The sequence below is a fragment of the Alitabrizicola rongguiensis genome, from assembly GCF_021491355.1.
Taxonomy (GTDB): Bacteria; Pseudomonadota; Alphaproteobacteria; order Rhodobacterales; family Rhodobacteraceae; genus Aliitabrizicola; species Aliitabrizicola rongguiensis.
Genome location: NZ_JAKENF010000003.1, coordinates 814,013 through 827,402, shown reverse-complemented (window position 1 = coordinate 827,402; position 13,390 = coordinate 814,013). Strand labels below are relative to the sequence as shown.

The window sequence follows — 13,390 nt, the reverse complement described above, 5'->3', positions numbered from 1 at the left end:
TTGACCTTGCCACCGTTGGAAGCCCTATCTCGGGGAAACCAGTTCCGAGCCAAGAGGCCATCATGCAGTTCCACGTCGAAAACATGACCTGCGGCGGATGCGTCCGCGGTGTCACGCGCGCAATCCAGGGCATCGACCCTGAAGCCGAGATCAAGGCCGATCTCGAGACGCGAAACGTCGAGGTCAAGACGGGTGCCGAACGTCAGGCCATAGTCGCCGCCCTCGCGGAAGCGGGATTCGAGGCGGCGTAAGTCGCCTCAGACGAAGTGGCGGCGCAGGAGGTGCTTCTCGATCTCAAGAAGCACCAGCGACCCCGCACCGACGGCGAGGATGATCGCGCCATCGCTCAGCGAGAGCGGGCGAGAGCCGAAGATGCCCTGAAGCGCTGGAAGATAGGTGAAGGCCAGTTGCCCCGCGACGACCACCGCGACGGCAGCCAGCACCGGCCCCGTGCCCTTCACTCCTGTCAGCGAAAAGGACGTGCGGTGCAGATACCGGACGCTGAACAGATAGGAAATCTCCAGCACGACCAGCACGTTGACGACCATTGTTCGCGCGGTTTCCAGGTCGCGCCCTTGATCCAGCGCCCAAAAGAACATGGCAAGGCAGATCGCCGTGAACAGCGCCGTGACGAAGGCGATCCGCCAGACGAGGAACCGCGACAGAAGCCCTGCATCTGCCCGGCGCGGCGGGCGTTGCATGACGCCCGGCTCTGAGGGCTCGAAGGCAAGAACCAAGCCGAGCGTTCCCTCGGTCAACAGATTGACCCAAAGGATCTGGACCGGCGTCATCGGCAGGACGAACCCCAAGAGGATCGCCGCGATGATGATCAGCGCCTCGCCGCCATTGGTGGGCAAGGTCCAGGCCACGACCTTGCGGATGTTGTCCTGAACCGTGCGACCCTCCTGCACGGCGGCGACGATCGAGGCGAAGTTGTCGTCCAGAAGCACCATCTGGGCCGCTTCCTTCGCCGCCTCGGTGCCCTTGAGACCCATGGCGATCCCGACATCTGCCTGTTTCAGGGAAGGTGCGTCATTCACCCCGTCGCCGGTCATCGCGACGATGCGATCCTCCGACTGGAGCGCCTGCACGATCCGCAGCTTGTGGGCAGGGCTGGTTCGGGCAAAAACCGTCACGTCGCGGATAGCGGCCGCAAAGTCAGCGTCGGACAGGCGGTCAAGATCCTGTCCGGTCATGACTGTGACGTGTTCCGACAGGTTCAGTTGACGCGCGATGGCCAGTGCAGTCTCGGCATGGTCACCAGTTATCATCCTGACCGCGATCCCGGCCGAGCGGCATTCGGCAATGGCGCGGATTACCTCGTCTCGTGGCGGGTCGATGAGGCCGACGATGCCAAGAAAGGTCAGATCCCTGCGAAGATCGTCGAAGCCGATGGAGTCCTGACCGCCAGGCAGGGCGTGCGTTGCAAAGGCCAGGACCCGCTCGCCCTGGCTTGCAGCCTCGGCGATTCGCGCAGTCCAGAAGGCGCTGTCGAGCGGCTCGGTGCCGGTTGCGGCTTCCTGTCGGTTGCACATCGCCAGGACCTGCTCCGGCGCCCCCTTCACGAAGACGATGCGCTGTTCGTAGGGCATCCGGTGCAGCGTCGCCATGAAACGGTGCCGCGCGTCGAACGGAATCTCGTCGATCCGCTGCCATTCCTCTCGCTCGTTGGCCGGATCAAAGCCGGCCTTGTGGGCGAGCGTGACCAGCGCGCCTTCCATCGGATCGCCCTCGACCGACCACCCGCGGTCGGCGCGAAGCACCGCATCGTTGCAGAGCGTCGCCGCCCGGATCAGCGACAGAGTGGGGCCGTGATCCGTCTCCGCGCCAAGCCCATGCGGACCCGGGTCATATCCGGCGCCGTCGATCTCGGTTGTCTTGTGCCCGGCCACGACCCGCCGGACGGTCATCTCGTTGCGGGTCAGGGTGCCGGTCTTGTCGGAACAGATGACCGACACCGCGCCGAGCGTTTCGACCGCGGGCAACTGCCGGATCACGGCCCGGCGTGCCGCCATCCGCCGCACGCCAATCGCAAGCGTAATGGTGATGACCGCGGGCAAACCCTCGGGCATCATGCCGACCGCCAGCGCTACGACTGCCAGCAGCGCCTCGGTCCAGCCAAAGCCGCGCAAGCCGACCGCAAAGGCGAATAGCGCCGCAGCCAGGACAAGGCTGAACCAGGTGAAACGCCGGCCGAAATCGTTGATCTGCCGCAGGAGGGGCGTCGTCAGATCCTCGACCTTGCCGAGCATGGCGCTGATCTTGCCGATCTCGGTCGAAAGTCCCGTCGCGACGACGATTCCGCTTCCCTGGCCCGCGGCAACAAGCGTGCCGGAATAGGCCATCGAATGTCGGTCGCCGAGGGGGCACTGTGCGGCCGAGGGGGCGGTCTGCTTCGCATTTGCCACCGACTCTCCGGTCAGGACCGCCTCGTCGATCAGCAGGCTTCGCGCCTTGATGAGGCGCAGATCGGCGGGAACGCGGTCTCCCGCCTCGATGAGCACGACATCGCCGGGGACGAGTTCGGCCATCGGCAGGCCGATCCGCTGTCCTTCGCGCAAGACGGCGGCTCGCGGTGCGATCAGGTTGCCGATGGCCCGCAAGGCATCCTCGGCCTTGCCCTCCTGCAGGAAGCCGACCGTCGCGTTCACCAGTACAACCGCAAGAATGACGCCCGCGTCTATTCCGTGACCGAGCGCGATTGCGGCGGCTGCGCTGGCCAGCAGGAAATAGATCAAGGCATTGTTGAACTGGGACAAGAACCGCAGGAGCGGGCTACGACGCCGGGTTTCTGGCAGGGCGTTCGGACCGAAGATCGGCAGACGTCGTGCCGCCTCATCCGAACTGAGCCCGCTGCCGCTCGTGCGGAACTGGGTGGCGACTTCGTTTGCGGATGTTTGGTGCGCGCCTGCTGCCTGTGCCGCGAAAGCGGCTGCGTCAAGGCCGGGCTCGTCATGTGTCATGGTGCACCGACGATCCGGAAAAGGGGGGCAGGGCGCTCGAACGGCATATACCCACTCTGGCGGGCGGTGCGCGTTCGGATCAAGGACAAAGACAAGGGAACAGGCGCGGCGGATTGGCCGCGCCTGCAATCTGCGTCAACGCGATCAGCTCAGATCGAAGCGGTCGAGGTTCATCACCTTGGTCCAGGCCGCGACGAAGTCCTTGACGAACTTGCCTGCATTGTCGGCCTGGGCATAGACCTCGGAGATCGCGCGCAGTTGCGAGTTCGACCCGAAGACGAGGTCGACTCGAGTGGCCGTCCACTTCGGCGCACCCGTCTTGCGATCACGGCCTTCGAACACGTCCTGCCCGTCCGAAGTCGCGACCCATTTCGTGCTCATGTCGAGCAGGTTGACGAAATAGTCGTTGGTCAGTGTGCCCGGACGGCTGGTGAAGACGCCGTGCTTCGTGTGGCCGTGGTTCGCATCCAGCGCCCGCAGACCGCCGACCAGAACCGTCATCTCCGGCGCGGTCAGCGTCAGGAGCTGGGCCTTGTCGATCAGCATTTCCTCGGCGGACATGCTGAAGCGGGTCTTGGCGTAGTTGCGGAAGCCATCCGCGACCGGTTCCAGAACCTCGAAGGAGTGGACATCGGTCTGGGCCTGCGTCGCATCGGTCCGGCCAGGGGCAAAGGGCACGGTCATGTCATGTCCCGCCGCCTTGGCCGCCAGTTCGACCGCCGCATTGCCGCCAAGGACGATCAGGTCGGCCAGCGACACTTTCTTGCCGCCGGTTGCAGTCGCGTTGAAATCGGCCTGAATCTTTTCCAGCGCAGACAGAACCTTGGCCAATTGCGCGGGCTGGTTCGCCTCCCACGATTTCTGCGGCTCAAGCCGGATGCGCGCGCCGTTCGCGCCGCCGCGCTTGTCCGATCCGCGGAAAGTCGAGGCCGAGGCCCAGGCGGTTGCCACCAGTTCCTGGATGCTCAGGCCCGAGGCGACGATGCGTGCCTTCAGCGCAGTCGCATCGGCCGCGTCGATCAGGGCATGGTCCACCGCCGGCACCGGATCCTGCCAGATCAGGTCTTCCGCTGGCACTTCCGGCCCGAGATAGCGAACCTTCGGCCCCATGTCGCGGTGGGTCAGCTTGAACCACGCACGAGCAAAGGCATCAGCGAACTGGTCCGGGTTCTCGAGGAAGCGGCGCGAGATCGGTCCGTAGATCGGGTCAAAGCGCAGGGCGAGGTCGGTTGTCAGCATCTTCGGAGCATGCCGCTTGTTCGGATCATGCGCGTCAGGAACCGAGCCTGAGCCTGCACCGTTCTTCGGCCGCCACTGATGCGCGCCGGCAGGCGATTTTTCCAGCTCCCATTCGAAACCGAAGAGGTTCTCGAAGTAGTTGTTGGTCCATTGGGTCGGGGCGGTCGTCCAAGTGACCTCGAGGCCGCTCGAGATCGTGTCGCCGCCCTTGCCCGAGCCGAACTTGCTGGCCCAGCCAAAGCCCATTTCCTCGATGCCCGCCGCTTCCGGCTCTCGCCCCACGAGGGCCGCGTCACCGGCGCCATGGGTCTTGCCGAAGGTATGGCCGCCCGCGATCAGCGCGACGGTTTCCTCGTCATCCATCGCCATGCGGGCGAAGGTCTCGCGGATGTCCTTTGCTGCGGCAAGCGGGTCGGGGTTGCCGTCGGGACCCTCGGGGTTCACGTAGATCAGGCCCATCTGCACGGCCGCGAGCGGGTCTTCCAGGTTGCGGTCGCCGCTATAGCGGCTGTCAGGGCCACCGCTGAGTTCAAGCCATTTCTTCTCGGCCCCCCAGTAGACGTCTTCTTCCGGCTCCCAGGTGTCGGCGCGACCGCCACCGAAGCCGAAGGTCTTGAAGCCCATCGACTCGAGCGCGACGTTCCCGGTCAGGATCATCAGGTCGGCCCAGGAAATCGCGTTGCCGTATTTCTGCTTGATCGGCCAAAGGAGCCGCCGGGCCTTGTCGAGGTTGACGTTGTCGGGCCAGGAATTCAGCGGCGCGAAGCGCTGCTGCCCGGCACCTGCGCCGCCGCGGCCGTCGCCGGTGCGGTAGGTCCCGGCGCTGTGCCACGCCATGCGGATGAATAGGGGTCCGTAATGGCCGAAGTCAGCCGGCCACCAGTCCTGACTGTCGGTCATCAGCGCGCGCAGGTCGGCCTTCAGCGCCTGGTAGTCCAGCCCCTTGAACGCCGTCTCATAATCGAACGCCTCGCCCAGGGGATCGGATTTGCCCGAATGCTGATGGAGGATCCGCAGGTTCAGCTGGTTCGGCCACCAGTCCTGGTTCGACTGCGCGCCGAGCGTCGTCAGCGCGCCGTGCATCACCGGGCACTTGCCGCCGCTGCCGGTATCGTTTCCATCCATGGCTTTCTCCAATGCTGGCTCATCAAGGACAATCGCGGGGTCGTCCCTGTGGATACGCGCCCTGGATCAAGACCGCATGACACATTGCCGTGCAGAACAGACTCAGTGGTGGCGTGAACCGCATCTCCCCCGCGTCACAGACATCGCAGTAGCAGAGCCGGACGATTAGATTAAGTTGGATTTGCTGATTGCTGCGATAAGATCCACTTATGAACAATCTTACGCTCCGCCAGCTTCGCTACTTTGCCGCGCTCGCCCGTCAGCGCCATTTCGGCCGGGCGGCCGATGTCTGCGCCATATCGCAACCGGCGCTGTCGATGCAGATCCGCGAACTGGAGGGGTCGCTTGGCACCGAGCTGTTCGAACGCGGGGCCCGTCAAGTTCGCCTGACAGGCTTCGGTGAGGAATTCGCACGAAGGGTCCAGGACATCCTGCGCTCGGTCGATGAGCTTGGCGATCTGGCCCGGGTCTCGCGCGACGGGCTGGTTGGGCGGCTTCGGATCGGAGTCATCCCGACAGTCGCCCCGTATCTTCTGCCCTCGATCATCGCCCGTCTGACCGAGATGAACCCGGATCTCGACCTGCATCTGCGCGAGACGATCACGACCAAGCTGGTGCAGGAGCTGGACGAGGGCAAGCTCGATGCTGCCATCGTCGCGCTTCCGGTCTCGGAACCCGCGTTGACGGAGGTTGCCCTCTTTTCCGAGGAATTCGTGTTGGTGCGCCCGCTCGCCGACAGCAACAAGCCCGTGCCGGACCGCGAGGGGCTGCGCGAGATGCGGCTGCTCCTGCTGGAAGAGGGCCACTGCTTCCGCGATCAGGCGCTTTCCTTCTGCAACCTCGCGGCAACGCCGCCGCGCGAGCTGCTGGACGGAAGTTCTCTATCGACGCTGGTGCAGATGGTGGGCGCTGGCATCGGCGTCACGCTGATCCCAGAAATGGCGGTTCCGGTCGAGACCCGCTCAGCCGCCGTTTCAATCGCGCGGTTCCGCCCGCCTCATCCGACCCGGACGATCGGCATGGTCTGGCGCAGGAGCAGCCCCTTCGCACGGCAACTTGCGCAGGTGGCCGAGGTGGTGCGCGGCGCCGGAATGGCCGGGCTGCGCGGACCGGAGCGTTTCCGACCCGCGCCTGAGACGGCTTAGCCCTGCCTGTCCAAGCGGATCGTCAGCTTCCGTCGCCGGATGACCGGTCGGTCGAGCAACATCTGGATGTCGTCTCCGGTCAGGCCGATATCGGCCAGCTGGCGATGGTCGACAGCCAAGAGCCCGCTGAGTGCGCGACGATCCTGCCTTTGGCGCCACCATCCGGCGGGACGGCGGAGCAGCCCGGCCAGCCAAAGGCGGATCAGGTGCAAAGGGCCGGAACCCGAGCCGTAAAGCAGGGCTTTGCGGTCGGGCGATAGGGGCATGGTTGGTGACATTTCTGATCCTTTCTGCGGTTCAGGGTCCTGCAGGAAGGATGCGCCGTGCCGCGTCAGGGCATCGTCGCGATGTTCGGCAAGACCGTGAACGAAACGTCAGAGCGCCTGTTCGCTCACCACGTCAGCAGCAGCCGGTCGCTGACATTTTCCGCCTCAAGACTCTGGCCCTCCATCTGGAACCTGCGCAGCATGGACCGGCCAAGGTCGACCATCACCTCACGCTCAAACAGGCCTGGGGGCAGGGGGATCGCGCAGGACCGGTCGCCGCTTTTCTTCGTGCCGTCGATGCTGAGTGCCAAGCGGACGCCGCGCGCCTTGCAGTCGGCAATCGCGGCCATGAGGCGCGTCAGGTCGAACGATTGCGCCCCGTATAGGATCGTCTGGGAATGGGCATAGGGCGGGTCGCAATAGACCAGATCGCCAGGCTTCGCCCGCGCCATCGCCTCTTCGAAGTCGAGCCGGTCGAACTGCGCCCCCTTGAGCCGGGCGTGCCACAGGTCCACCCGCTTGGCAAAGGCGAGGGGCGAGATCGGGGGATGGGCGCCGACCGGCGTCGACATGTAGCCATCCTTGCGCCGGAACCGCACGACACCGCCGTAGCAGCTTCGGGTCAGGAACAGGAAATCCGCGCCATTCGGATGGGCGTTGTAGCTTGCCTTGATGCGCTCGTATTCCACCTCGCGCTCGCCTGCCTTGAAGGCCGTCCACCGTTCGGCATACCAGCGCTTCAATCGCTCGGGGTCGCTGGCCAGGGCCTGCCAGATCTCGATCAGCGGCGGGAACGTGTCCGAACCGAAGGCGCGCTCGGGGGCCAGGGTTGCCAGAACGCCGCCCGCGCCGAGGAAAGGTTCGTGATAGGCCCCGAAACGGGCCGGGAATTCTGCGATGATCCGGGGCGCGACCTTCTGCTTGCTGCCGATCCATTTGAGCAGCTGCGGCTTGAAGGGCGTGACCGCGCGCCGGTCCGCTTCGGTCGCGAAGGCATACTGCATCTTGTCGGCCCGTCCTCGCCAATCCCTACCCGCAGTAGTCTGGCCCGAAACGCCGGCTGTTCCAAGACCGAACCGCGCGGCGGTTGAAAAGGAAAGGGCGGCGCATGGGGGAGGACCCGCGCCGCCCGATAGGGCAAGAAAGCTACGCACGATGCCGGAGATCATGCGCCTTGTTTGCCCGGGACCCTGCGGCGGAAAAAGGAGGGAACCCCGCCGCAGGGATCGGCTTAGAAGAACCCGAGCTTGTTCGGGTTGTACGAGACGAGCAGGTTCTTCGTTTCCTGATAGTGGTCGAGCATCATCTTGTGGGTTTCACGCCCGATGCCCGACTGCTTGTAGCCGCCGAAGGCCGCACCCGCCGGGTAGGCGTGGTAGCAGTTGGTCCAGACACGGCCCGCTTCGATGCCGCGGCCCGCGCGGTAGGCGGTGTTCATGTCGCGGCTCCACACGCCGGCACCCAGGCCGAAGACGGTGTCGTTGGCGATCTCGAGCGCTTCTTCCAGCGTCTTGAAGGTGGTCACGGACACGACAGGCCCGAAGATTTCCTCCTGGAAGACCCGCATCTTGTTGTTGCCTTCGAAGACGGTCGGCTGGATGTAGAAACCTTCCCTCAGATCGCCGTTGAAGTGGTTTGCCGAACCACCGGTCAGCACTTTCGCGCCTTCCTTGCGGCCGATCTCGAGATAGGACGAGATCTTGTCGAACTGCTCCTGGCTGGCCTGCGCACCGATCATGGTGTTGCCGATCCGGGGGTCGCCTGCCACGATCGCCTCGACCCGCTTGAGCGCCTTTTCCATGAACCGGTCGTAGATCGATTCCTGGATCAGGGCCCGGGACGGGCAGGTGCAGACTTCGCCCTGGTTCAGGGCAAACATCGTGAACCCTTCCAGCGCCTTGTCGAGGAACGCGTCATCCTCGTTCATCACGTCGGCGAAGAACAGGTTCGGCGACTTGCCGCCCAGCTCCAGCGTGATGTTGGTCAGGTTGTCTGCGGCAGCGCGCATGATCATCTTGCCGACGGGGGTCGAGCCGGTGAAGGCGATCTTGGCGATGCGCTTCGACGAGGACAGCGCCGCGCCAGCCTCTTCACCGATGCCGTTGACGATGTTCAGCACGCCCGGGGGCAGCAGGTCTTCGATGAACTGCATCATGTACAGGATCGAGGCCGGGGTCTGCTCGGCCGGCTTCAGCACCACGCAGTTGCCGGCGGCGAGCGCCGGGGCGAGTTTCCATGCCGCCATCAGGATCGGGAAGTTCCAGGGGATGATCTGGCCGACAACGCCGAGCGGTTCGTGGAAGTGATAGGCGACGGTGTCGTTGTCCAGCTGGCCGATCGAGCCTTCCTGCGCGCGGATCGCGCCGGCGAAGTAGCGGAAATGGTCGACGGTCAGCGGCAGGTCGGCGGCCAGCGTCTCACGCAGCGGCTTGCCGTTGTCCCAGGTCTCGGCCAGAGCGATGGCTTCCAGGTTCTGCTCGATCCGGTCGGCGATCTTCATCAGGATGTTCGAGCGCGTGGTGATCGAGGACTCGCCCCAGGCCTTGCGGGCCTTGTGCGCGGCGTCGAGCGCCATCTCGATGTCCTGGGCATCCGAGCGAGCAACTTCGCAGATGACCTGGCCGGTCACCGGCGAGATGTTCGGCATGTAGCGGCCGGACTTGGGCGCCACCCATTCGCCGCCGATGTAGTTGTCGTAGCGGGTCTTGAAGGGGGCCGTCTTGAGGCCGAATTCTTCGTGTTTGGTCATGGTCTCTCCTCCTCATAGCCGCGTTTCGCTGCGGCCTGGGAAGAAGCTGGAATCATCTGGGCCCGCTGTCAGCCCGTCGCCGGGACACGAAACAGCTGACCTGTCTCAGGATTGCGACACATGACGACGGCGAATTGCGGCTATGACCGCTGTGCAAGGCTGCCGATCTTGCGGTGGAAGGTCGCGCGGCTGATCCCTAGCGAGCGCGCCGCGGCAGAGACGTTCCCGCCGTGCCGGGCAAGGGCGCGCTGAAGCACTGCCCTTTCTGCATCCTCGAGCGTGTCCGGGCCGGCCATGCCCAGCATGTCGCTGGCCGGACGGGGTGCCGCGAGCAGGTCGCCGGTGAGGTTCAGCAACTGGCGGGCGCTGCGTGTCGCCCCCACAACCAGATCGTCGCCATCCACGGCCAGAAGCGCCGCCGCTGCCCGGTCGGAGCCAGGCACGAGCACGATGCGCGCCCTGGGAAAGGCGTGGCGGAAGACGTCGGCTTCGATCTTCCGCGCGGCTTCGACCACCAGATGCGAGATGATGGCGGCAAATCCCTCGGTCAGGTCGTCGCGGCAGGACGACACGTCAAGAACGCCGGCGATCTGGCCGGTCGCATCATGGACCGGCGCGCTCATGCAGGACAACGCCGTGTTGCGCGACAGGTAATGCTGGTCGCGGTGAATGGTCACCGCGCGCCTTTCGGCAAGTGCCGTGCCGATGCCGTTGGTCCCCTCGGTCGCCTCCGACCAGATCGCCCCGGTCCACAGACCCCAGTCGTGGAACTGCCGGTCGTCGACGGAAGCCCCACGGCGTTCGACCGGAACGCCGTCGCTATCGGCCAGCATGACCGAACAGCCCACACCGCCCACGGTCTGAAACAGCTTGTCGAGGCTCGGACCCGCAACCTTCAGAAGCGGTTCCATCCGTTCGCGCGCCTGGGCAAGCTCGGCCTCGGTCAGACGTTCCGGCGGGCGGCGGTGTTCCGGGTCTAGGCCATGCAGGTGTGCCGACCGGCTCCACGACGCGACAACGGGCGAGCGCGCCGCAGCGTCGCTGCGGATCGCGGCTTCCACGGCGCTTGCATGCGTCTGAGCAAAGGTCCGTGCCACGGCAGGCCTCCTCACCCCGGGCCATCACCAGCAACCGGTCCTCCTCCGGGTGCCGATGATCATCCCCTAACATGAAGGCTGGATGGGATAAGTCAACCTTGTGTGACATCAGGGCCAGCCCCAGGGGGCGGGAAGGCGCCCACGAAAGAAACGCAGGTCAGGCGGTCCGCCGCATCAAGTAGATGTCCATGATCCAGCCATGTTCGGCTCGTGCCGCAGCCCTTGCCGCGATGATCCTGGGGCCGGTGTCGGCGAGCGGACCGTGGTCCATGATCTGCATGGGCATGCCAAGATAGGCCGCCCACCAGATCGAGATGCCTTCGGGCGGAACCGCCTGGAACGATGAGTTTCCATCGAGCATCACCGCCACCGTGTCTGCCCCCGCGGGCCAGCCGTGGTCACGGATCTGTCGGCCGGTGGTGATGACGACAGGCGCGCCCAGATCGTTCAGCGGAATCGCGTGAACCGCGGTCAGAAGCTGGAGCGAGGTCAGGCCCGGCACCACCTCGACCGACATCTCGAGCCCCGCCGCTCGCAGTCGTTTGGCGATGCGCAGGGTCGAATCGTAAAGCGACGGGTCGCCCCAGACCAACAGCGCCACCCTGCCGCCGTTCGGAGCATGTTCGGCGATCAGCCCGGCCCAGGTGGCAGCAATCGCGTCGTGCCAGTCGTTCACCCCGTCAAGGTAGTCGGGGGTTGCGGCATCGCGCACGGGCAGATCGAATTCCACCACCCGCGCCGGGCCGGTCAGATGGTCGGCCAGGATTGTCCGCCTCAGATCGGCGAGATCGGCCTTGTTCTCGCCCTTGCGCGGCAAAAGGATGACGTCCGCTGCGTTGATCGCGCGGATGGCCTGCAGGGTCACATGGTCGGGGTTGCCCGTGCCGATGCCGATCAGGGAAAGCTGGATCATCTGTCCGCCGAAAAAAGATAAACGCGGCCCCAGGGAGGGCCGCGTTCGCAAACTGTGCAGGGTTCAGGCCGCCGCGTAAAGACGCGGGGTCACGAGGCCTTTCAGGTCGCGTCCCTTCAGCGCCTTGGCGCCCGCCAGAACGGCGAGGTCGACCAGCGGCTCGATCAGGATGACCGCCATATAGGCGATGCCGAACGCTCCGACGCTTTCAAGCGTGTGCTTGCTAACGCCGAGGCCGTAGAAGGCCCAGAAGGCGACCCAGGCAACCACGCCGCCCTGATAGGCGAAGGACAGCTTCATCAGCTGGGCATAGGTCACATCGACATAGGCCGTGCCCGCCGGGATGACCCGCTTGGCCAGCGCGTCGATCGCGAAGAGCGGAACCAGAAGCGTGGTGACGTTCATGCCGTATTGCGGCAGGTCGAAGGGCGCGAAGGACAGTCCCTGCACCAGCAGGCCCATGGCCAGGCCGATCGCGGCCGGTGCCGCACCGAACAGCAGCAAGAGCGTCGTACCAAGGATCAGGTGCACCTCCGACACGCCGACTGGCGCATGCGGCAACACTTCGAAGAAGCAGAAGACCAGAACGGTCGAGATCACGCTGCGCAGGACGAGCGACGGCATACCCTGCGCCCGGATCGCATCGAAGGCATATTTCAGGGTCACGCCACCGACTGCGGCGGCCGTGGCATAGGAGAGGATGATTTTTGCACCGGTCACGATGCCGGGTTCGATATGCATGTCTTGCTCCTTGCTCCGCATACACCCCGTGCAGCGGCATGGATTTCGGTTTGGGGCGCGAACCCCGATTGCGATCCTGGCGGCCGGTCTCCGGGCTTGCGAGCCGGGATCGCTCCCGCGGCGCCCCGCCTTCCCACGCGTGCCGCGCAGTGGCATATGGGGGCCTAAGCTCGCCTACCGTTGCGGGGGCAGCGCCGGATTTCGGATCACTCCGTCACCGGCTTCCCGTTTCATCGCCGCCCCGGCAGGGGCGGGCGACACCGTAGGACACATCCTTGTTACCGGTCGCGATCTTGGCGCGTCAATCGGATTGCGCCCTTGCAGGGTGCGGCTGCGACATCGCGGCCCGGGATCAGGTCGAAGCTTCGTCCTGGCTCCAGAACCGGCCCGCGAGCCAGCCGAGCAGGGCCCAGGACGCAAGTCCAACCGCCAGTGCACGGGCCGCAAACGAGGCCGCGAGTTCCGGCGGAACGACCCCGCCGAACGCTGCCGGTTCCGGCGCTCCGATCACGTGGGGCAGCGCCAGCAGGATCGCGCCTGCGACGACCGCGATCAGGCTGCGCCCGTAGCCGATCAGGGCAAGCCCGCCTGCCGTGGCGATCGCGGTTCCGACCCACCAGATCTGACGCGCCGTCAGGTCTGCCGCCGGTGTACCGGGAAGCTCGGGCGCAAGGCCGATAGCCGGGGCAAGCTGGAAGGCGGCAAAGCCCGCCAGACCCCAGAGCAGACCCTGCCGCGCCGTGACCTGGATGCCGAATTGTGCCGCGACGGCGAACCCTGCGACCAGAAGCAGTCCGTAACCCACATAAACGAGGGCCAGGAAGCCGATAGTCAGCATGTTGCGGGTGAGGGGCGGCGTCTCGCCGCTGGCCTCGTCGTGATGGTGGCTGTGGGCCTCTGACCCTTCGGCTGCAGGCTCTGCCGTCGCATCGGTCGCAGCAGCGGCGTCGGCAGCGTCATGATCATGGTCGTGATCGTGGGCGGCTTCCGCGCCCGCGACACCGGCGAAATGTACCAGCTCGCCCGATTCATACCGTTCGCTCAGCACGATCAAAGGCTGAACAAGAAAATACTGGAGGAGGGCCGCAAACAGGCCAGCCAGTACTCCGGCGAACAACGCGCCGGTCAACATGTGTTTCAGCATGGGGGGGT

Annotated in this window: 11 protein-coding genes and 1 riboswitch; of the genes, 2 read left to right on the top strand and 9 right to left on the bottom strand. The window is 65.4% G+C overall.

Annotated features, from left to right (window positions below):
- Positions 1-62 precede the first annotated feature (62 nt).
- Positions 63-251, top strand: a complete 189-nt coding sequence (locus L0V05_RS15530; protein WP_234871992.1) for a heavy-metal-associated domain-containing protein — start codon at positions 63-65, stop codon at positions 249-251.
- Between the two features lie 6 nt (positions 252-257).
- Here the strand turns inward: L0V05_RS15530 and L0V05_RS15525 are convergent, their stop codons facing one another.
- Both L0V05_RS15525 and katG read right to left on the bottom strand, forming a co-directional pair.
- On the bottom strand, positions 258-2,963 hold the full coding sequence (locus L0V05_RS15525; RefSeq protein WP_234871990.1) for an HAD-IC family P-type ATPase: 2,706 nt from the start codon (positions 2,961-2,963) through the stop codon (positions 258-260).
- 144 nt (positions 2,964-3,107) lie between these two features.
- Positions 3,108-5,327, bottom strand: a complete 2,220-nt coding sequence (gene katG, locus L0V05_RS15520; protein ID WP_255683781.1) for a catalase/peroxidase HPI — start codon at positions 5,325-5,327, stop codon at positions 3,108-3,110.
- Between the two features lie 209 nt (positions 5,328-5,536).
- Between katG and L0V05_RS15515 the strand changes: the two genes are divergently transcribed.
- A complete protein-coding gene (locus tag L0V05_RS15515) occupies positions 5,537-6,472 on the top strand; it encodes a LysR substrate-binding domain-containing protein (protein WP_234871988.1) in 936 nt (311 codons plus the stop codon).
- Here the strand turns inward: L0V05_RS15515 and L0V05_RS15510 are convergent.
- The 7 genes from L0V05_RS15510 to L0V05_RS15480 all read right to left on the bottom strand — a co-directional run bounded on the left by L0V05_RS15510 (position 6,469) and on the right by L0V05_RS15480 (position 13,382).
- Complete coding sequence (locus tag L0V05_RS15510; protein ID WP_234871986.1) at positions 6,469-6,738, bottom strand: DUF1127 domain-containing protein; 270 nt, start codon at positions 6,736-6,738, stop codon at positions 6,469-6,471. The genes L0V05_RS15515 and L0V05_RS15510 overlap by 4 nt on opposite strands.
- A gap of 125 nt (positions 6,739-6,863) precedes the next feature.
- Positions 6,864-7,742, bottom strand: coding sequence for a DNA adenine methylase (locus L0V05_RS15505; RefSeq protein ID WP_234871985.1), 879 nt, complete (start codon positions 7,740-7,742; stop codon positions 6,864-6,866).
- A gap of 227 nt (positions 7,743-7,969) precedes the next feature.
- The gene (exaC, locus tag L0V05_RS15500) at positions 7,970-9,487 is read right to left on the bottom strand and encodes an acetaldehyde dehydrogenase ExaC (protein ID WP_234871983.1); all 1,518 of its coding nucleotides are present in this window, start codon (positions 9,485-9,487) and stop codon (positions 7,970-7,972) included.
- Positions 9,488-9,627: 140 nt separating this feature from the next.
- On the bottom strand, positions 9,628-10,584 hold the full coding sequence (locus L0V05_RS15495; protein WP_234871981.1) for a GAF domain-containing protein: 957 nt from the start codon (positions 10,582-10,584) through the stop codon (positions 9,628-9,630).
- Positions 10,585-10,741: 157 nt separating this feature from the next.
- Complete coding sequence (gene cobF, locus L0V05_RS15490; RefSeq protein WP_234871979.1) at positions 10,742-11,497, bottom strand: precorrin-6A synthase (deacetylating); 756 nt, start codon at positions 11,495-11,497, stop codon at positions 10,742-10,744.
- 63 nt (positions 11,498-11,560) lie between these two features.
- Positions 11,561-12,238 (bottom strand): energy-coupling factor ABC transporter permease, encoded by a 678-nt coding sequence (locus tag L0V05_RS15485; protein WP_234871977.1) that lies wholly within the window; start codon positions 12,236-12,238, stop codon positions 11,561-11,563.
- A 64-nt stretch (positions 12,239-12,302) separates the two neighbouring features.
- Positions 12,303-12,518: riboswitch (cobalamin riboswitch) on the bottom strand.
- Positions 12,519-12,590: 72 nt separating this feature from the next.
- Positions 12,591-13,382, bottom strand: coding sequence for a CbtA family protein (locus tag L0V05_RS15480; RefSeq protein WP_234871976.1), 792 nt, complete (start codon positions 13,380-13,382; stop codon positions 12,591-12,593).
- Positions 13,383-13,390 lie beyond the last annotated feature (8 nt).